11 protein-coding genes and 1 tRNA gene are annotated in these 19,930 nt (G+C 67.2%); 8 read left to right on the top strand and 4 right to left on the bottom strand.

What is annotated here, in order from left to right; genetic code table 11:
• Positions 1-2 precede the first annotated feature (2 nt).
• The 4 genes from ACTPOE_RS17480 to ACTPOE_RS17465 all read left to right on the top strand — a co-directional run bounded on the left by ACTPOE_RS17480 (position 3) and on the right by ACTPOE_RS17465 (position 13,463).
• A complete protein-coding gene (locus tag ACTPOE_RS17480) occupies positions 3-10,439 on the top strand; it encodes a retention module-containing protein (protein ID WP_458873480.1) in 10,437 nt (3,478 codons plus the stop codon).
• A gap of 276 nt (positions 10,440-10,715) precedes the next feature.
• Positions 10,716-11,399 (top strand): transglutaminase-like cysteine peptidase, encoded by a 684-nt coding sequence (locus ACTPOE_RS17475; protein WP_458873479.1) that lies wholly within the window; start codon positions 10,716-10,718, stop codon positions 11,397-11,399.
• Positions 11,400-11,417: 18 nt separating this feature from the next.
• Positions 11,418-13,316, top strand: coding sequence for a LapD/MoxY N-terminal periplasmic domain-containing protein (locus tag ACTPOE_RS17470; protein WP_458873478.1), 1,899 nt, complete (start codon positions 11,418-11,420; stop codon positions 13,314-13,316).
• A gap of 72 nt (positions 13,317-13,388) precedes the next feature.
• Positions 13,389-13,463 (top strand) — tRNA-Arg (locus ACTPOE_RS17465).
• A gap of 2 nt (positions 13,464-13,465) precedes the next feature.
• Here ACTPOE_RS17465 and ACTPOE_RS17460 read toward each other — a convergent pair.
• Together ACTPOE_RS17460 and xerD are read right to left on the bottom strand one after the other, a co-directional pair.
• Positions 13,466-13,963 carry an aminoacyl-tRNA deacylase gene (locus ACTPOE_RS17460; protein ID WP_458873477.1) on the bottom strand — a complete coding sequence of 166 codons (498 nt, stop codon included), beginning with the start codon at positions 13,961-13,963 and terminating at the stop codon, positions 13,466-13,468.
• 28 nt (positions 13,964-13,991) lie between these two features.
• Positions 13,992-14,921 carry a site-specific tyrosine recombinase XerD gene (gene xerD, locus ACTPOE_RS17455; protein WP_458873476.1) on the bottom strand — a complete coding sequence of 310 codons (930 nt, stop codon included), beginning with the start codon at positions 14,919-14,921 and terminating at the stop codon, positions 13,992-13,994.
• 212 nt (positions 14,922-15,133) lie between these two features.
• Between xerD and modA the strand changes: the two genes are divergently transcribed.
• Genes modA through ACTPOE_RS17440 form a run of 3 tightly spaced genes read left to right on the top strand, consistent with a single transcriptional unit; the run spans position 15,134 to position 17,260 of the window.
• On the top strand, positions 15,134-15,883 hold the full coding sequence (gene modA / locus ACTPOE_RS17450) for a molybdate ABC transporter substrate-binding protein (RefSeq protein ID WP_458873474.1): 750 nt from the start codon (positions 15,134-15,136) through the stop codon (positions 15,881-15,883).
• A gap of 4 nt (positions 15,884-15,887) precedes the next feature.
• Complete coding sequence (gene modB, locus ACTPOE_RS17445) at positions 15,888-16,577, top strand: molybdate ABC transporter permease subunit (protein WP_458873473.1); 690 nt, start codon at positions 15,888-15,890, stop codon at positions 16,575-16,577.
• Positions 16,574-17,260, top strand: coding sequence for an ABC transporter ATP-binding protein (locus tag ACTPOE_RS17440; RefSeq protein ID WP_458873472.1), 687 nt, complete (start codon positions 16,574-16,576; stop codon positions 17,258-17,260). The genes modB and ACTPOE_RS17440 overlap by 4 nt, the downstream gene beginning before the upstream one ends.
• A 141-nt stretch (positions 17,261-17,401) precedes the next feature.
• Here ACTPOE_RS17440 and ACTPOE_RS17435 read toward each other — a convergent pair whose 3' ends face one another.
• Complete coding sequence (locus ACTPOE_RS17435; RefSeq protein ID WP_458873471.1) at positions 17,402-18,220, bottom strand: TOBE domain-containing protein; 819 nt, start codon at positions 18,218-18,220, stop codon at positions 17,402-17,404.
• A 62-nt stretch (positions 18,221-18,282) separates the two neighbouring features.
• Entirely contained in the window at positions 18,283-19,164 is an 882-nt protein-coding gene (locus ACTPOE_RS17430) for a Rossmann-fold NAD(P)-binding domain-containing protein (RefSeq protein ID WP_458873470.1), read from the bottom strand.
• A gap of 63 nt (positions 19,165-19,227) precedes the next feature.
• Here ACTPOE_RS17430 and mog point away from each other — a divergent pair, with 63 nt between their 5' ends.
• Positions 19,228-19,857 carry a molybdopterin adenylyltransferase gene (gene mog / locus ACTPOE_RS17425; RefSeq protein ID WP_458873469.1) on the top strand — a complete coding sequence of 210 codons (630 nt, stop codon included), beginning with the start codon at positions 19,228-19,230 and terminating at the stop codon, positions 19,855-19,857.
• The last annotated feature ends 73 nt before the right edge of the window (positions 19,858-19,930 follow it).

Below are 19,930 nucleotides of genomic sequence, written 5' to 3'. Positions count from 1 at the left end.
TCATGGCCACCGATACAGTCCTCATCACCCACGTCACCGGCAAGGCCTGGATGCGCGCATCCGACGGCACGATGGTCGCGCTGCGCGAGGGCATGCGCGTGCCCGTCGATGCGCACATCATGACGGACGAGGGCGCCAGCGTAACCCTGCAGGCCACCGGCGTGCCGCCGGTGATCGTCGGCCAGAACACCGACATGCTGATCACCGAAGACCTGGCCGCGGCGCAGCCGCAGCCAGCCGACAATGCCGTGGCGCCGCCGGCCGACCCCGTGGTCGACCAGGTGCTGGCCGCGTTGGACGCGGGCCAGGATCCGTTCGCCATCCTGGACCCGACCGCCGCGGTGCTGACCGGCGGCGGTGGCGGCGGGGCCAGTTTCACCCGCCTGTCCAGCGTGGTCGAGGCCACTTCTCCTCTGGCCCTGGCCTATCCGCGCCCGGGCGTGGAGACGCCGGAATTCGTGCAACTGGGCGGCGTCGCCGCCACGGCGGGCGATGAACTCCCGGCGGCGCCTTCGCTGAACATTCCCGACGGCAACGACAACCCGGGCGGAGACGGCGGCGGTCCCGTCGTGCGGCCGGGCACCTTCGACATCAGCGAGGCCGACACGACCACGGGGGTCGGGGGCACCTTCACCTTCTCCGCCCCGGCCGGCCTGGCCGCCCTGGTGTTCAACTTCGCAGGCGAAACCGGCGTGGCGGGCGGCAACGCCGCCCCCCCGGCCGCGTCCCTGACCGTTACCCTGGCCGAACTCGCCGCCGCGACGCCCGGCTCCCCCATCGTCATCGATACCGACCGAGGCGTCCTGACCCTGACTGGCTACGATCCGGCGACCGGCACCGTCACTTACCATTACGTGTCCGATGGCTGGCAGGATCACACCGGCGCGGCCACGGATCCGTCCATCGGACAATACCTGCCCGATTCCATCGGCGTCACCGTGATCGACAGCCTGGGCCGTTCCGTCGCCAGCGAAATTGTCGCGGCCATTACCGACACGGATCCCGTCGCCCGGCCCGATACGGCCGCGGTGACCGAAGATACGGTCCTGCAGGCCACCGGCAACGTCATCACGGGCGTGGGGATCGATAGCCAGGATACCCTGGCGGCGGACCCCACCCACGTCACCGCGATCCAGGCGCCCGGCGCGGCGACCGGCACCCCCGTGCCTGAAAGCGGCGCGGTGACCGTGCAAGGTGCCTATGGCGATCTGACGATCGACGCGGACGGGAACTATACGTACACGCTGGCGGGCGAGGGCGATCCGCGCCATGGCGACGTGCAGGCGCTGGGAGCGGATGCCCATCCCACGGAAGTCTTCACCTATACGCTGACCGACCAGGATGGCGATGCCTCGGTGACGACGCTGACGATCACCGTCAACGGCACCAACGACGCGCCGACGATCATCTTTGGCGGCGACAATGGCGCCGACGCGAACGCGGCGGTCTCGGAAGAAGGGTTGAAGGGCGGCATCCTGCCGCCGCACGGCCCCGGCATCCCGGATGACGCCGGCACTACGGACACGACCGACAGCGCCGAGGACGGCGGCACCTTCACGGTTCACGACGTGGACGCGGGCGATGTGCTGACGGTGAAGCTGGGTACGCCGTCCGAAGCCCTGACCTCGGCCGGCCAGGAAGTGCACTGGTCGGTGTCGGGCGATGGCCAGACGCTGACGGGCCAGATCGGGATCATGCTCTTCGGGCATTTCATCCCGGTGGCCGACGTGATCCAGGTTTCCCTGCACGACAACGGCGGCGGGAACTATTCGTACGACGTGAAGCTGCTGGCGCCGATCGATCATCCCGATACGAGCATCGAGGACGCCCTGAACCTGGGCGTGCCGATTCTGGTGTCGGATGGGTCCACCACGACCACGGGCAACCTGACCGTGAACATCCAGGACGACAGCCCCCTGGCGGCCAACGACGATGGCGGCACGGTGACCGAGGACGCGCCCGGCGCCGCCGCGGTCCTGGGGGGCAACGTGCTCCTGAACGATACCGGCTGGGGCGCGGACGGCCCGAAGGACGTGGTTCACGGCTTTGCCTGGAACGCCGGCGACAACGCGGCGGCGCAGGCCGACCTGTCGCAGTACGGTACCCTGGTGCTGGGTCCCGCCGGGGGCTGGACCTTCGTGCTGGACAGTTCCAAACCGGCCACGCAGGCGCTGGCCGAAGGCCAGGTCAAGGACTTCGTCCTGAAATACACGCTGACGGACAACGACGGCGACACGTCGGAAGCCAATCTGACCATCCATATCCAGGGCACCAACGACGCGCCGACGATCACTTTTGGCGGCGACGATGGCGCCGACGCGAACGCGGCGGTCTCGGAAGAAGGGTTGAAGGGCGGCATCCTGCCGCCGCACGGCCCCGGCATCCCGGATGACGCCGGCACTACGGACACGACCGACAGCGCCGAGGACGGCGGCACCTTCACGGTTCACGACGTGGACGCGGGCGATGTGCTGACGGTGAAGCTGGGTACGCCGTCCGAGGCCCTGACCTCGGCCGGCCAGGAAGTGCACTGGTCGGTGTCGGGCGACGGCCAGACGCTGACGGGCCAGATCGGGATCATGCTCTTCGGGCATTTCATCCCGGTGGCCGACGTGATCCAGGTTTCCCTGCACGACAACGGCGGCGGGAACTATTCGTACGACGTGAAGCTGCTGGCGCCGATCGATCATCCCGATACGAGCATCGAGGACGCCCTGAACCTGGGCGTGCCGATTCTGGTGTCGGATGGGTCCACTACGACCACGGGCAACCTGACCGTGAACATCCAGGACGACAGCCCCCTGGCGGCCAACGACGATGGCGGCACGGTGACCGAGGACGCGCATGGCCTGGCCGCGATCCTGGCGGGCAATGTGCTGACCAACGATACCGGCTGGGGCGCGGACGGTCAGAAGGACGTGGTTCACGGCTTCGCCTGGAACGCCGGCGACAACGCGGCGGCGCAGGCCGACCTGTCGCAGTACGGTACCCTGGTGCTGGGTCCCGCCGGAGGCTGGACCTTCGTGCTGGACAGTTCCAAACCGGCCACGCAGGCGCTGGCCGAAGGCCAGGTCAAGGACTTCGTCCTGAAATACACGCTGACGGACAACGACGGCGACACGTCGGAAGCCAATCTGACCATCCATATCCAGGGCACCAACGACGCGCCGACGATCACCTTCGGCCAGGATGGCGGTCACGTGGTCGTCTCCGAGGAAGGCCTGACGCTGGCCGGCGGCAACTACGACGACGGCATCGCCGACCACGGGAACGATGTCCCCAGCGGCGACCAGACCGACGCGCCTTCCGCATCGGGCTCGTTCATCGTCGCGGACGTGGATGGGGATACGCCGACCGTGACCCTGGGCACGGGCGTGACGGCGGCCAGCCCGACGCATCCCGCCGGCTATGCCGGCGCGCTGCAATCGCATGGCGTGGACATCCAGTGGATCGCCGATGCCGGCGGCCATGCGCTGACCGGCTATGTCGGTACGCCCGGCCAGGACGATTATCGTGAAATCATCCAGATCGACCTGACGCCGAGCGCCGATGGGCATTATGACTACACGGTGACGCTGAAAGGCGCCATTGATCATCCGATCACAGCCGATGCGGCCGAGGACGTGCTCAACCTGAACATCCCGATCACGGTGGATGACGGCCGTGGCGGCGTGGTGGATTCCTCCATCACCGTGCGCGTCGAGGACGACAGCCCGTTCATCGGCACGCCCGACGCCCAGGGTTCCGCGGACCTGACCGGCATTCCGGACGTCTATGTCGGAACCGTGGACTTCACGGGGGATGCCTCCGGCAATGCGCTGAGCTTCAATGGCGGTGCCATCGTCGTCACGGCCAAGGGCTTCACCTCGGCCACGGACTCCACCCTGATCGACGCGGGCGTTCAGCAGTCCGGTAACGGCCTGGGCGTGATCAGCGCGGGCGAGCCCTATCACGTCCTGCCCGGCGAGGTCGATTTCCGGAACTTCGAGGACGGCCGCAACGCTTCCGAAACCCTGACCGTCGCTCTGCAGGACGGCAAGGTCGCCTACAGCGCCCACGTGGAATTCTCCGTCATGTTCGGCGGCGAACTCGAATCCGGGGTCGTAGAGTTCTGGCGGGGCGGCGTCAAGGTCGGTCAGCAGTCTTTCGATTCCGATGCCGGGTCCGGCAACTATGCGGAGGATTTCAACGCCGACAGCTTCGGCGGCTTCGATACGCTGGTGTTCCGGGCGACCAGCAACGGCAACACCAATTTCAGCGATAACAGCGACTTCGCCGTCAAGAGCATCACCTTCGGCGGTTCCGAATTGCCTCAGGCCCTGGCCTACGGCACGGGCCAGCTCGACTATCAGTACGGCGCCGACGGCGCCGGCGGCGCCCGGTGGAATACGCCGGCGGCCGGCGGCATCCATGCGGACGGCCAGGCGGTCGTAATCTCGATGGCTGGCGACGGCACCGTGATGAATGGCATGGTCGATGGCAAGCTTGCCTTCCAGCTGATCCTGTCGCCCGCGACCGGACAATGGGAATTCTTCGAGTACAAGTCCCTGACCGACGCGGACGGCCAGGCGCTGAAGAGCCTGCCGTTCTCTTATACAGTGACCGATGCCGACGGCGATCCGTCCGCCGGAACGATCACCATCGGCCTGCCGGAACTCAACCATGCGCCCGCCCTGGATCTGAGCGGCAGCAATGCCCTGGTGGCTGAAAACGATCTGTCCGGGGATACCGGAACATCCTGGTCGGGTACGTTCAAGGCGACCGATCCCGATGCGGGCGACACGTTGGTCACCAAACTGGGCGATCTGTCGGGCGACAAGGACCCGGGCCTGAAGTCCGGCGGCGAGGACATCACGTGGGTGTTGAACGGCGCGGGGACCGAACTGGTCGGGACGGCCGGCGGCAAGGAGATCGTCAAGATCACCTTGGGAGGCCTGGATTCCGACGGTACCCAGCACTACACGGTCACGCTGCTTGGACCGGTCGATCACGGCAGCCAGGGCTCCGGCACCGATGGTGCGCTCGGCTTCGACGTGCCGGTCACGGTATCCGATGGCCACAGCGGTAGCGCAAGTGGCAACCTGACGGTCACGATCCAGGACGGCATCCCCAGCGTCAGCGTGGGGGGCGGTCTGAGTGTTGTTTCGGGCGCGGCGACGGCGGCGACGGCGGCCGGGACCTTCGGGTTCGACTTTGGCGCGGACGATGGTGCCGGGGTCAGCGCGACGGTGACGGTCAACGGCGTGGAGACGGCGCTGACGCACGGCGCGGTGAACACCATCGTGGGCCAGTACGGAACGCTGGAGATTGCCGCCGACGGCAGCTACGTGTACACGGCCAATGCCGACACGGGCGGCCAGACCGACAGTTTCAAGTTCACGGTGACCGATGCCGACGGCGACGTGGCCGAGGACACGTTGAGCGTGACGATTGCGCAGCCGCAGCAGCCTGGCACGGTGTCCGATGTGCAGGTCGATGAGCATGGTCTGGGCGACAGCGCGGACGCGAGCGAGACGGCGCCGATCGTGCTGCCGTCCGGCTTTACGCTGGTCAACGTGGTGACGCAGGGCGATCACGGGACGGTGTCGCAGGTCGGGGGGCAGTGGGTCTACACGCTCAACGGGCCTATCGCCCACACGGGCGGGAACAATGGCGCGAACACCGCCAATGACGCCGATGTGGTGACGGTGAAGGTTCAGGACGCGCACGGCAACACCTTCGATGTGCAGGTGAAGGTGGACATCGTGGACGACATCCCGGCGGTGACGCTGGGCGGCGACCTGGCGGTGAGCTCTGGCGAGGCGACGGCGGCGACGGCGGCCGGGACCTTCGGGTTCGACTTTGGCGCGGACGATGGTGCCGGGGTCAGCGCGACGGTGACGGTCAACGGCGTGGAGACGGCGCTGACGCACGGCGCGGTGAACACCATCGTGGGCCAGTACGGAACGCTGGAGATTGCCGCCGACGGCAGCTACGTGTACACGGCCAATGCCGACACGGGCGGCCAGACCGACAGTTTCAAGTTCACGGTGACCGATGCCGACGGCGACGTGGCCGAGGACACGTTGAGCGTGACGATTGCGCAGCCGCAGCAGCCTGGCACGGTGTCCGATGTGCAGGTCGATGAGCATGGTCTGGGCGACAGCGCGGACGCGAGCGAGACGGCGCCGATCGTGCTGCCGTCCGGCTTTACGCTGGTCAACGTGGTGACGCAGGGCGATCACGGGACGGTGTCGCAGGTCGGGGGGCAGTGGGTCTACACGCTCAACGGGCCTATCGCCCACACGGGCGGGAACAATGGCGCGAACACCGCCAATGACGCCGATGTGGTGACGGTGAAGGTTCAGGACGCGCACGGCAACACCTTCGATGTGCAGGTGAAGGTGGACATCGTGGACGACATCCCGGCGGTGACGCTGGGCGGCGACCTAGCGGTGAACTCTGGGGAGGCGACGGCGGCGACGGCGGCCGGGACCTTCGGGTTCGACTTTGGCGCGGACGATGGTGCCGGGGTCAGCGCGACGGTGACGGTCAACGGCGTGGAGACGGCGCTGACGCATGGCGCGGTGAACACCATCGTGGGCCAGTACGGAACGCTGGAGATTGCCGCCGACGGCAGCTACGTGTACACGGCCAATGCCGACACGGGCGGCCAGACCGACAGTTTCAAGTTCACGGTGACCGATGCCGACGGCGACGTGGCCGAGGACACGTTGAGCGTGACGATTGCGCAGCCGCAGCAGCCTGGCACGGTGTCCGATGTGCAGGTCGATGAGCATGGTCTGGGCGACAGCGCGGACGCGAGCGAGACGGCGCCGATCGTGCTGCCGTCCGGCTTTACGCTGGTCAACGTGGTGACGCAGGGCGATCACGGGACGGTGTCGCAGGTCGGGGGGCAGTGGGTCTACACGCTCAACGGGCCTATCGCCCACACGGGCGGGAACAATGGCGCGAACACCGCCAATGACGCCGATGTGGTGACGGTGAAGGTTCAGGACGCGCACGGCAACACCTTCGATGTGCAGGTGAAGGTGGACATCGTGGACGACATCCCGGCGGTGACGCTGGGCGGCGACCTGGCGGTGAGCTCTGGCGAGGCGACGGCGGCGACGGCGGCCGGGACCTTCGGGTTCGACTTTGGCGCGGACGATGGTGCCGGGGTCAGCGCGACGGTGACGGTCAACGGCGTGGAGACGGCGCTGACGCATGGCGCGGTGAACACCATCGTGGGCCAGTACGGAACGCTGGAGATTGCCGCCGACGGCAGCTACGTGTACACGGCCAGGCCGCATGCGGGTGGAACGGATAAATTCGTGTTTGCCGTGACGGATGCGGATGGTGACATCGCCTCCAAGACGCTGTCCGTCGTCGTGAGCGAAGTAAATGCCACCCCCACGATCACCAGCGGCGTGGCGACTGTCTCCGAAGAGGGTCTCGCTCACGGCATTCCGGATGGCGTGGGCAATCCTGGCGACTCTTCAAATAGCACAACGGCAACTGGCACCCTGACCATTGCCGATGCGGACGATACGTCCGGATTCTCCGTCAGCCTGGTGAAACCTGCCGATGGCACCTTCATGTCCGGCGGCCAGTCAGTGCATTGGACCTTGACGGATAATGGCCATACCCTGACGGGAACGGCGGGCGGATCGACCGTGATGACGATCACCATTGATAATGGTGGGGAATATCATGTCAACCTGCTCCAGCCGATCAAGCATGCGGATACGACCTCCGAGGATGTGAAGTCCTTTGATGTCGGTGTCAAGGTCACCGATTCCCATGGGGCCACGGGAACGTCCACCCTGACTGTCAATGTCGAGGACGACAGCCCGGCCAACAATCCCAATGCCGATAGCGACCTGGGTATTCCCGTCAGCGTCATCAGCGTGGGTGGCCTGGAGTCCGGCTTTGCGAACTGGAAGCTCGAGAACAATGGGTCTCTGACCCAGACGATCAACAACGATAGCGATCCCGGAATCGACCGGATCGTCTGGGGGAGTTCCAGCCAGGGCTCTGGCTATGCGTTCGTGGACAACGAGGGACTTCGTGGAGCGGATTCCAATCTCCTGGACACGACGTTCAAGCTGGGGACGTTCACCCACAATAATTTCCCGGTTTCGGGCAATTCACTGACCTCGGTCGATCTGCAGGTCTCCATCCATGTGACGATCGATGGGGTCGAGCACATCGTCCAGCACACGATCAAGCTGAAGCATACGGAGACGCCGAATCAACCGGGTGACGGCTGGAATGGCAGTAGCGACGACATAGTCAGCATCTCGAATTCCACTGCGACGCAGACCTTCACGGTCGGGGACAGGACCTACGTACTGGATATCCGAGGTTTCCGGGATGCGAATGGGAACCTGGTCTCGACGATCAACACGAAGGAGAATCAGGCGAATTCGTTCGATCTGTATGCCACGATTTCCTCCACGGACGCGCTGCCTCGGGTCGAGGGCGATCTGTTCGATCAGAACTCCGGCATCACGACATGGCAGTATGGCGCAGATGGCGCCGGTGCGGTGGTTTGGGAAGGCGGAGTCGCGGGAGCCGGCGGATCGACGGTCATCACCAATCAGTACGGTACGCTGACGGTGGGAGCCGATGGGCATTACGTGTTCGAGATGAGCCGGGCCGCACGGGACAACTTCCAGATCGGCGACAAGAGCCTGACCTACAACTACACGGTCACGGACGCCGATGGCGATTCCCAGGTCGGGCATATCACGATCGACCTGAGCGGCTACAAGAACATCCCGACGGTCCCGACGGTCGATCATGTGGCGGACAATACCCTGCTGGCCAATGAGGCCGGCCTGGTGACCACGGCGGATACCGGCATCGACGTGGGCAAGGACGTGTCCGGCGCCACGATCGCCATCACCGGTGCCGACAAGGCCGACCTGGATGGTTCGCCCGTGATCGCCAGCGCCATGGTGGATGGCTCGCCGCAGTCGATCACCCTGACTTCGGGTGGGCACGAATTGAGCTTCAAGGCCAATCCGGATGGCACGCTGTCCGCCGGGTATCAGTCGGGCGGTTCGTGGCATTCGGTATTCGAGGTCTCCGGCTCGGCCGCGGACGGCACCTATTCCGTGCACATGACCGGGACGCTGGATCCGGTTGCCTCGTACATCACGACGGTCCCTGGGGCAAGCGGAACCGCTAATTTCGATTTTGCCGACTCCAACAGCCAGGCGAGCATCATCGGCACCGAAGGCGGCGTCAAACTGACGCTGTCGGCCTTCCTCGACAAGGGCGGCGTCAATGGCGTCAAGGATGGCAGCGATGCGGCCGCGAATGTCGTGGTGAACGACAGCTCGAACCGGGGCATCAGCGTCGATAATACGAGCTGGAGCAGTTCCAGCTCGGATGATCAGTACATCCAGAACAATACCTATGGCCCCGGTAACAACAACAGCCGGTCGGATGGCAGCTTTGGCGAGAAGCTGGTGCTGGATTTCAGCGCCAATGCGGCCGATGGCCGGCATATCACCGAGGTGGCCCTGACTCTGAACCAGTTCGGGGACCGACAGGCGGATGGCAAGAACAGCCAGTCCAGGGGTGACGAGGATACGGCTCACATCACCGTGTTCTATACCGATGGTTCGCACGAGGATGTGGATGTGACGGCGGCATGGCGATCCCGGTCCCAGGGCTCGAACAGCGACGACGGGACCCATGCCGTCACGATCCAGGCGTCGGGCGGCAGGGATATCGACCATATCGTCATCGGCGCCGGTGATACGGAGAGCCAGTTCTCGGTGGATGAGCAGATCCAGGTGAAATGGCATACCGACACCCATGACGTCATCCATGTCGTCGACCAGGACAGCCTGACCCTGCATCTGGGCGCGACCGTGACGGATGGCACTTCGGATCAGGCATCGACGAACTTCGACGTGTCGATCGATAATTCGTCGGCCCAGGCCAATGCCCTGCACGGCACGAATGGCAACGATGCGCTGTTCGGCGGCCAGGGTTCCGATACCCTGGTGGGTGGTGCCGGCAACGATCACCTGCATGGCGGCGCCGGCAACGACACCCTGACCGGCGGCGCGGGCGACGACGTGTTCGTGTGGAAGCTGGGCGACCAGGCTGCGGCCGGACAACCGGCCGCGGTGGATCACGTCACGGACTTCGGGGTGACGAGCGGCGGTGCGCTGGGCAAGGATACCCTCGACCTCAGCGATCTGCTGAGCGGCCATACGGATGCCAACGATCTGACGCAGTACCTCCATATCAGCGGCGGCACCGGCGTGGATGCGGGCAAGACCATCATCAACGTCAGCACGGATGGAGATGTAGCCAATGGCCATGATCAGCAGATCGTCATCGACAACGTCGATCTGACGGCGGGTCATGGCGGAGATCAGGCGGCGCTGATCCAGGGCTTGATCAACGATGGCAAGCTGAAGGTCGATCACAGCTGAGTCCTCGTTTCCGCAGGCCCTTCGCCCGCGCTCCAGCCATCCCTGGCGCGCGGGCGTTTTACATGGGGTGTCCGGCAGGACACTCTACCTCAGGCCTGGTTCGGTCGAGTTCGATCTGTTCTCATTACGGATGGGTTGTGGCCAGGCGGATGTCATGGCCTACTGTCTTCGGCGCCAATGGCAAGACCCCCATGGGGCAAGTAGCATCCACACAAAGATCGTGGAAATATTGCGTCGCCTCTTTCCTGACGTCTCTATTTGTATCAAAATCCGTGCATGCCCTATTGCCAGCCGACCGCTGCCAGGGTCCGGGCCCTGTCGCGTGGGCTGACGGCTCTGGCCCTGTGCCTGGCGCTGGCCTGGGGGCCGGCGCCGGCGATCACGTTCGATCCCGGGGCGCTGGCGTCCTATGCCCGGCAGCATTACGGGGCCAAGGCCGGCCGCGCGGTGGAGTCCTGGCAGGTCGCGCTGGCTCAGGCCGGAGGCTTGGACGAGCAGGAAAAGCTCCGCATGGTCAACGACTTCTGGAACAACGCCCTGATCGGCGGGGAAGACATCTCCATCTGGGGCCAGGTGGATTACTGGGCCACGCCGCTGCAGTCCCTGGCCAAGGGTTCCGGGGATTGCGAAGACTACGTGATCGGCAAGTATTTTTCTCTGCTGTACCTGGGGGTGGCGCCCGAAAAGCTGCGCTTCGTCTATGTGCGCGCCCAGGTCGGCAGCCAGAGCATCGCCCATATGGTACTGGGCTATTATCCGCAGCCCCAGGCCGAGCCCCTGGTGCTCGACAGCCTGGTGGACCGGATCCAGCCCGCGCACAATCGGCCGGATCTGACGCCGGTGTTCAGTTTCAATGCCCAGGGGGTGTACATGCCCGGTGGGAAGCGGTCTTCGGTGGAAGGCATCGGGCGTTGGCGGGATCTGCTGTCCCGCATGCGGGCCGAAGGTTTCCAGCCGTGATGGAATGAAAGGAATGTCATGTCCCTGTTGAGACAATTGCTGTTGAGCGTGACCCTGGCGATTCTGGTGATCCTGGCCGGGGCGACCATTTTCAGTATCGGCTCGGCGCGCCAGTATCTGGACGCCCAGCTCCAGGGGCAGAGCGATTCCACCGCGACGTCCCTGGCTTTGACGCTGTCGCAGCCGTCCAATCAGGATCCGACGGTGCGGGAACTGCTGATTTCCGTGCTGTTCGACAGCGGCCAGTTCCAGGTGGTGGAATTCCTGGATCCCGCGGGCCGGATCCTGATCCGCCGCGAGATCGAGGATGGCCGCGATGACCGGGTCACCGCGCCGGACTGGTTCAGCCACCTGCTGCCCCTGGAACGGCACGAGGCCCAGCGCCAGGTGACCAATGGCTGGACCCAACTGGGCGTAGTGCGGTTGCAGGCGAGCGACGCCTATGCGCGCAATGCGCTGTGGGCCAGCACCGCGCGGATCGTGACGCTGACGGTGGGTGCCGGCATCCTCTGGGGGCTGTTCGTGGTCATGCTGATGCGCTGGCTGCGCCGGGCGTTGCAGGACGACGTGACGGCACGGGTCCAGGCCATGGCGCAGTCTTCCTCGGGGGATGACCTGCCGCCGGTGCGCCATCCCGCGATGGTGGAATTGCGCGAGGTCGCCCAGATCATCACGCGCACGCACGAGCGGGTGAGGGCGACGGCGGCGGAGCATCAGTCGCGCATCGAATCGCTGGAACTCGAACTGAACCAGGACGCGGTGACGGGCCTGGCCAACCGCAAGTATTTCATCAATGAACTGCGCCGGCTGCTGGAGCAATCCACACCCGACCAGGGCGAGGACGGCCATGTGATGCTGTTCCGCCAGTGCGACCTGCAGTCGATCAACCAGACCTTGAGCCGCCAGGTAGTGGACCGGTGGCTGCGCAATGTGGGGCAACTGGTGCTGGAGGTACTGCGCGAAAGGCTCGGGCCGCAGGCCTGGCTGGCGCGCCTGAACGGGTCGGATTTCGCCTTCATCCTGCCGATGATGCCCGGCCCGGTGGCGGTGCGCGTGGCGCAGGCCGTGGGCGAGATCCTGCAGGCTCAGCGCATCCAGCTGGGTCAGGCGGATCTGTGCCGCTGGCGCATGGTCCTGACGGATTTCGAGCCCGGCGAGGGGCTCAGCGACGTGCTGTCGCGCCTGGACGAGGCTCTGATGCGTGCCGAAAGCGCCGGCCATACGGACGTGGAATACTTGCCGGGCGAGGACTTGCGCAGCGTGACGGGCGGCCGGGGCGGCGGCGAGCAGGCCTGGCGCGCGTTGCTGCGCAATGCTCTGGACGAGGGCTGGTTCGCCCTGGCGACTCAGCGCGATCCGTCCGCGACCTCCGAGGACCGCGTGCAGGGCTTGTTGACTTTGCACGAGCCCGGCGCTTCGGAACCGCTGTCGGGCTATTTGTTCATGCCCCCGGCCGTGCGCCTGGGGTTGTCAGCGGCCTGCGATGTCCAGGCCGTCGGTCTGGGGCTGGGCTGGCTGCGCGCGCATCGGGGGGATCTGATGCTGCGCGTGTCGCTGGCTTCGATCCTGCATGAGGAATTCCGTGGTGAAGTCGCCGGCCTGCTCGCCGAGATGCCCGACCAGAGCGCCCGTCTGCTGATCGATCTGGATTCCTACGGGTTGGTGGCGCATCGCGCGCAGGTGGTGGCGTTCGCCTCGATGTTGCGCGAACATGGTGTACGCCTGGGGTTGCGGCGCTTCGCCGAGCAGCCCGAGGCGCTGCTGTACCTGCATGAAATCCGGCCCGAGCACATCCGTGTGTCGGGCAATCTGCTGGCCGCCCAGGTCGACAGTCCGGGCGCCCGCCGCCTCCTGGCGGCCGTCCAGGAAACCGCCCGCGAGATCGGCGCGGTGGTGGACCTGGCGGCCGGGGCGTAGACTATAATCGCCAGCTTGCGCCAGCGCGGTCGTCTTTCCGGGCGACCGTGTCTCTCATTGCTTCGGCGCCGCGCCTCTGTAGTTAAATGGATATAACTTTCCCCTCCTAAGGGAAGATTGCAGGTTCGATTCCTGCCGGAGGCGCCAGTTTATTCTTCATCCCCCAGCGCCACCGACACGGGCTTGCCGTCCAGCGCCCCGGTCAGTACGCTTGACGCCACGCTGATCAGATAACCCCGCCGTCCGCCGTTCAGGTACACCGTGTCGTAGTCCAGCAGGCCGGCCTCGACCCAGACGGGCATGCGCTTGCGCGTGGCGAAGGGCGAAGTGCCGCCTACCTGGTAGCCCGAATGGCGCTGCGCCGTATCGGGCGAACAGGGCGCGATCTTCTTGGCTCCGGTCTGGCGGGCCAGGTTCTTGGTGGAGACTTCGCAGTCGCCGTGCATGAGCACGACCAACGGCCGGGCCTGTTCGTCTTCCATGATCAGGGTCTTGGCGACCTGATGCAGGGGCACGCCCAGTTGGTGCGCGGCTTCGCGCGCGCCGCCGTGATCGACGTAATCGTAGGGATGCTCGCCGAAGGGAATCTTCTGCTGTCGCAGCCAGTGGGTGGCGGGGGTCTCGGAGGTGTGCCTGGTCTTGGACATGGGAGGATCCTTGCGAGTGCCACGCCCCTTACGCGCGCGGATGGTGCTGCGCGTGCAGGGTCTTGAGCCGTTCGCGGGCGACGTGGGTGTAGATCTGGGTGGTGGAGATGTCCGCGTGGCCCAGCAGCATCTGCACGACGCGCAGGTCGGCACCGTGGTTCAGCAAGTGGGTGGCGAAGGCGTGGCGCAGGACGTGGGGCGACAGGGGTACGCGGATGTCGGCCTGCAGGGCGTATTTGCGGATCAGCAGCCAGAAGGCCTGGCGCGTCATGGCGGCCCCCCGGGAGGTGACGAACAGGGCGTCGCAGGGGCGCGCGCCCAGGATGGCGGGCCGGCTTTCGCGCAGGTGGCGCTCGATCCAGTGCAGAGCCTCGGCGCCCAGGGGGACCAGCCGGTCCTTGCCGCCCTTGCCCATGACGACGCGCACCACGCCGTCGCTCAGGCTCAGGTCCTGGACGCCCAGGCCGACCAGTTCGCTGACCCGCAGGCCGGTGGCGTACAGGGTCTCCAGCATGGCGCGGTCGCGCAGGCCGAGCGTGGAGCCGACTTCCGGCGCGGCCAGCAGGGCCTCGACCTGGGCCTCGGACAGGGTCTTGGGGAAGCGGGCGGGCTGGCGGGCACTGCGCAGACCCAGGCAGGGATCCTCGACGCACAGGCCGCGCCGCAGCGCCCACAGAAAGAAGCGCCGCAGGGAGGCCAGGCGGCGGTTGGCCGTGCTGGCCTTGGTCTGCCGATGCTGGGCCGCCAGCCAGGCCTGGATGTCTTCCCGCAGCGCGGATTCGGGCGGGCGGCCGTGCTCGGCGCGCAGCCAGTCGCCGAAGGCGCACAGGTCGCGCCGATAAGCGGCCAGGGTATTGTCCGCCAAGCCGTCCTCCAGCCACAGGGCGTCCAGGAAGGTGTCGATCGTCGGGAAGGGAGAGGGCTGCGCCCTATCCTCTGGGGCGTCCGTCGTGGGCATGCCTGAATTCTACTCGCCCGGACGGGGGGCGGGTCGCCGCGCCCTGGCCGCGTTCCCCTGATTGTCCAATATCAATCATCATGCGGGCGGAATGGCGGAATATATCTATATATATTACGATAGGCGTCTTGTCCGCCGGGACCATCCATGTAACCGGGCGGTCCGTGGCCGGAACGTAGACCGGAACCAAAATCGAGACCAAGGAGTCCTGCATGAAGATTCGTACCTGGGTGGCCGCGTGCGCCCTGACCTGCGTGGTGATGCCGGCCGTCGCCGGCGAAGTTCTGGTGTCGGCGGCCGCCAGCCTGACCAACGCGTTCAAGGAACTGGCGACGCAGTACGAAGCCGCCCATCCCGGCACGAAGGTATTGACGACCTTCGGCGCCTCGGATGTGGTGCTGCGCCAGATCACCGAAGGCGCCCCGGCCGACGTGTTCGCCTCGGCCGACCAGAAGGCCATGGACAAGGCCGAGGCCGCCAAGGCCGTGGATCCCTCGACCCGGGTGAATTTCGTGCGCAACGAGGTCGTGCTGGTGGTGCCGGCCGACAATCCCCACGGGATCGTTTCGCTGGCCGACCTGAAAAAACCGGGCGTGACGCGCATCGCACTGGGCAATCCGGCCTCCGTGCCGGTGGGCCGCTACACCCAGGCCGCCCTGGAAAAGGCCGGTGCCTGGGATACGGTCAAGGCGCATGAGATCCTGGGTGAGAACGTGCGCCAGGTGCTCAGCTATGTGGAACGCGGCGAGGTCGACGCCGGCTTCGTTTTCGCCACCGACGCCGCGATCATGAAGAACAAGGTCAAAGTCGTCCAGGCGGTCGAGACGCCCACCCCGGTGGTCTACCCGATCGCCCTGGTGCAACGAGACGGCCGCGCGCCGGAGGCCGCCGGCTTCCTGAAGTTCGTACTGTCGGCCGACGGCCAGGCCGTGCTGTCGCGCTACGGGTTCGCCAAGCCCTGATCCGATGAGCGGCATCTGGGTTCCGCTGCTGCTGTCGCTGAAGGTCGCCGGCTGGGCGACCGTGCTGGCGACGGTCGGCGGGATCGCCGTGGCCTGGGGATTGTCGCGCTGGTCCTCGCGCTGGTGCGACGTGGTCGACGCGTTCCTGACCCTGCCCATGGTGCTGCCGCCCACGGTGACCGGCTATTACCTGCTGGTGCTGTTCGGCCGGCGCGGCTGGCTGGGCGAATGGCTGCAGTCGCACGGGATCGAACTGGTCTTCACCTGGCAGGGCGCGGTGTTGGCCGCCGCCGTGGTGGCGTTCCCGATGGTGCTGAAGGCCGCCCGTGCGGCCTTCCTGGACGTGGATCACCGCCTGGAGCAGGCCGCCGCCGTGCTGGGAGTGTCGCCCGCCGCCGTGTTCTTCCGCGTCAGCCTGCCGCTGGCGATGCGCGGCATTCTGGCCGGGGTCTTGCTGGCGTTCGCGCGCGCCCTGGGGGAATTCGGCGCCACGCTGATGGTGGCTGGCAACATCCCGGGCCGCACGCAGACTCTGTCGATCGCCATCTACGAGGCGGTCCAGGCCGGCAACGACGACACGGCCAATGTCCTGGTGCTGGTCACGTCGGCGACCTGCGTCGCGATCCTGTGCCTGGCGTCCTGGCTGGTGCCCGGCGGGCGCGGCCGGCAGCCCGGGCGCCGGAGCGCGTCATGAGCCTGTCGGTCGATATCGAATGCCGGGTCGGCGGCGACGATGGCTTCCTGCTGCGGCCTCGCTGGCGCACCGACGCCCGGCGCGTGGCTCTGTTCGGGCCGTCGGGCTCGGGCAAGAGCCTGACGATGCAGGCCATTGCCGGGTTGCTGCGTCCCGACCGGGGCCGCATCGAGGTCGCCGGCCGGGTCCTGTTCGACGCCGAGGCGGGCGTGGACGTGCCGCCGCGCGGCCGGCGGCTGGCCTATCTGTTCCAGGACTATGCACTGTTTCCCCACCTGACGGTGCGCCAGAACATCGGCTTCGGCCTGCGGCAAGGGTGGCTGAACCTGCATGGACGTCGCGATCTGCCGGAACGGGCGCTGCGCTGGGTGAGGGCCTTCGGCCTGGCCGCGCTGCTGGACCGCTATCCCGCTGAATTGTCCGGCGGCCAGCGCCAGCGCGTGGCCCTGGCGCGGGCGTTGTCCACGGCCCCGGGGCTGCTGCTGCTGGACGAACCCCTATCGGCCCTGGACGCCGGCCTGCGGGTGCGGATGCGGGAAGAACTCGCGCAATTGCAGCGCGACATCGACATCCCGACGGTGCTGATCACGCACGATCAGGCCGACGTTCAGGCCCTGGCCGACGAGGTCTTCCACATCGCCCACGGGGAAATCCAGGGATCCTCTGAACGGGTCGGGCGGTAGACGGGCGCTGTGGCCCGGGATGGGATGCAAGGCGTAAATCGCGGCGATGGCCATTGCTGTCGTGTCGCGAGCGTTTGCGACGCGGCGGACCGTCCGGTTCAGGACGGCTTCGATGCCGCGGGTGACGCGAAGCGGTTTCGTTCAGTCCGACGTGCCGATCAGCACGTCGGCGGCCTGGAAACAGGCCACGGCCGTGGCGCCGGGGACGAGGCCGCCGCCTGGGGCATCCGGATCGGCCAGCCCCGTGATGCGCACTCTCGGGCCGATGTCCAGGCTGATTTCCGTCAAGGTGCCGTCGTCCGCGCGGTGGCCGATGCGGCCGGTCCAGCGGTTCCGTCCTTCGAGGTCGGCGTGCGGGTCGCCGGCTTCCTGCGGCTGGATGCGGACCGCCTGGGCCTTCAGGAAGGCCAGCGCGCGCCGGCCCTCGGCCAGGCCCAGCCGTTCGGTGCTGGCGTGGGTCAGCGTGGCGGTCAGCGACACGCCCTCGTCCAGGTCCAGCCGGATGCGGTCGTTGATGCGGCCGGATTCGATGGCGCCGATGACGCCCTCGTAGCGGTTGCGCGCCGAGGTCTGCAGCGCCATGCTGTGCAGCAGGTCCAGGTGCCGGGTGCCATCGGGGCCGAAGCGCGCCAGGGCTTCCATGAAGCGCTGGTGCTCCGCCTGGGCCGCCTGGTACCAGGCGACGAGTTCGCGCGCCCGGACGGTCAGATGCGCGCCGCCGCCGCGTTTGCCGCCGGTGACGCGTTCGACCAGCAGGTCGCCGGACAGGCTGTTCATCATGTCCACCGCGTCCCAGGCTGCTTTGTAGCTCAGTCCGACCTTGCGCGCCGCCGCGCTGATCGAGCCTTCGGTTCCGATGGCGGCCAGCAGCGCCATGCGCCGTTCCGTGCCCCAGCTCTGGTCGCCGCTGCGCAGGCTCAGGGTGGTGCTCAGTTCGAGGAGAGGGGGCGTGTGCGTCATGGGAGGCAGTGTACGCGGCGGACCGGGGCGGTTCAAGGAGGGAAGGGGGCGGCCAGCCGCATTCAGGATCGGCGCGTGGATGTCCCGGCGAGGCAGGCCGCGTAGCCGTCGAGCATGTCGGGCCAGGCGGGCGTCCAGCCGCTGGCCCGCAGCCGAGCGTTCGACAGGCGTTTGCCGTCGGGGGGGCGGCTTTCGCGGGCGGGCGGCGGCCCGCCCGCCAGCCGCGCCAGCGCGTCGTACAGTTCCGCCGTGGGCATCGGATGGTCGTCGGTGCCGATGTAGCAGGGCAGGGGATCGGCCAGGGTCAGCAGGTGGGCGCAGGCCAGGGCCGCGTCGTCTACGTGGATCCGGTTGGCCCAGTGGCCTGGACCGTCCGGCGCGGCGATCCGCCCGGCGCGCAGGCCGTCGGGCAGGCGCAGCCGCCCGGGGCCGTACAGGCCCGACAGGCGCAGGGCGACGCCGCGTCCGGGGACCCGGGCGCGCAGCAGGGCCTCGGCCTCCAGCATCGCCGCGCCGCGGAAATCAGCCGGGGAAGGGGGGGTGTCCTCGTCCACCACGTCGTCGGCCGCGTCCGGTCCCCAGACGGCCGAGGAATCGACCAGCACGCAGCGCCTCAGCCGATCGGGATCGGGCAGGGCGTTCAGCAGGGCTCGCAGGCCCAGGGGGTAGGTGAGGGCGTAGGCTTCGGGCGTGCGTGCGGCGGGTGCGGGAGCATAGAGGATGTGGGTGATGGCGCCGCCGCCGGGCGCGAAGGGGGCCGCCAGCGTCTCGGCCAGGGCGTCGGGATCGCCCAGGTCGGCCCTCAGCCAGCGGATCCGGTCGCCGGGCCGGGCGTCCATGGCCCGCCGCCGCAGGCCGATGCGGATCCAGGACTCCGGGTCCAGCGCGTCCGCCGCGCGTGCGCACAGGTCGCCGCCGACGAGCAGCAGGGTATGCGCTTTCATCCGATCCCCGTCGAGGCCACACCTAATAGAATGGTCTTTTTCCATGTCCGCACAGTCTATCCCATGAGCGATTCCTTTCCCTTGCGCCGCAGCCACCCCGACGAACTGATCGTGGGGCTGGTGTCCGTGTCCGATCGGGCCTCGTCCGGCGTCTACCAGGATCAGGGCATTCCCGCCTTGCGAGAATGGCTGGCATCCGCCCTGGCGCAGCCGCCGCGGATCGTCGCCCGGCTGGTCCCGGACGAGCGGGCCGGTATCGCCGCCGTCCTGCGCGAACTGGTGGACGAGGCACGCTGCGACCTGGTGCTGACCACCGGTGGGACCGGTCCCGCGCGGCGTGACGTGACGCCCGAGGCCACCCTGGATGTGGCAACCCGCGAGATGCCCGGATTCGGCGAGCAGATGCGCCAGGTCAGCCTGAAGTTCGTGCCCACCGCCATCCTGTCGCGCCAGGTGGCGGTGATCCGCGAATTGGCGGATCACGCGGCCCTGATCGTCAACCTGCCCGGTCAGCCCAAAGCCATCCGGGAAACGCTGGAAGGCCTGCGCGGCGAGGACGGCGCCGTCCTGGTGTCCGGTGTTTTCGCGGCCGTGCCTTATTGCCTGGACCTGATCGGAGGCCCCTATGTCGAGACGCGCGACGAGGTGGTGCGGGCGTTCCGGCCCAAGTCCGCGCGCCGCCCGGCGTCCTGATGCCGCCCCGATCCGACGGCGCCGGCCCGCGCAGCGCGGGCCGGCGCCGTCCTTGCGCGCCAGCATCGATTCC

It is taken from the genome of Castellaniella sp. WN, assembly GCF_054457555.1.
This window is presented reverse-complemented; position numbering and strand designations above follow the sequence as displayed.

Excerpts from the sequence above, each read along its gene's own strand:
- modB (WP_458873473.1), top strand. The coding sequence starts at position 15,888 with ATGAGCGGCATCTGGGTTCCGCTGCTGCTGTCGCTGAAGGTCGCCGGC.
- ACTPOE_RS17460 (WP_458873477.1), bottom strand. The coding sequence starts at position 13,963 with ATGTCCAAGACCAGGCACACCTCCGAGACCCCCGCCACCCACTGGCTG.
- mog (WP_458873469.1), top strand. The coding sequence starts at position 19,228 with ATGAGCGATTCCTTTCCCTTGCGCCGCAGCCACCCCGACGAACTGATC.
- xerD (WP_458873476.1), bottom strand. The coding sequence starts at position 14,921 with ATGCCCACGACGGACGCCCCAGAGGATAGGGCGCAGCCCTCTCCCTTC.
- ACTPOE_RS17440 (WP_458873472.1), top strand. The coding sequence starts at position 16,574 with ATGAGCCTGTCGGTCGATATCGAATGCCGGGTCGGCGGCGACGATGGC.
- ACTPOE_RS17435 (WP_458873471.1), bottom strand. The coding sequence starts at position 18,220 with ATGACGCACACGCCCCCTCTCCTCGAACTGAGCACCACCCTGAGCCTG.
- ACTPOE_RS17470 (WP_458873478.1), top strand. The coding sequence starts at position 11,418 with ATGTCCCTGTTGAGACAATTGCTGTTGAGCGTGACCCTGGCGATTCTG.
- ACTPOE_RS17430 (WP_458873470.1), bottom strand. The coding sequence starts at position 19,164 with ATGAAAGCGCATACCCTGCTGCTCGTCGGCGGCGACCTGTGCGCACGC.
- modA (WP_458873474.1), top strand. The coding sequence starts at position 15,134 with ATGAAGATTCGTACCTGGGTGGCCGCGTGCGCCCTGACCTGCGTGGTG.
- ACTPOE_RS17480 (WP_458873480.1), top strand. The coding sequence starts at position 3 with ATGGCCACCGATACAGTCCTCATCACCCACGTCACCGGCAAGGCCTGG.
- ACTPOE_RS17475 (WP_458873479.1), top strand. The coding sequence starts at position 10,716 with ATGCCCTATTGCCAGCCGACCGCTGCCAGGGTCCGGGCCCTGTCGCGT.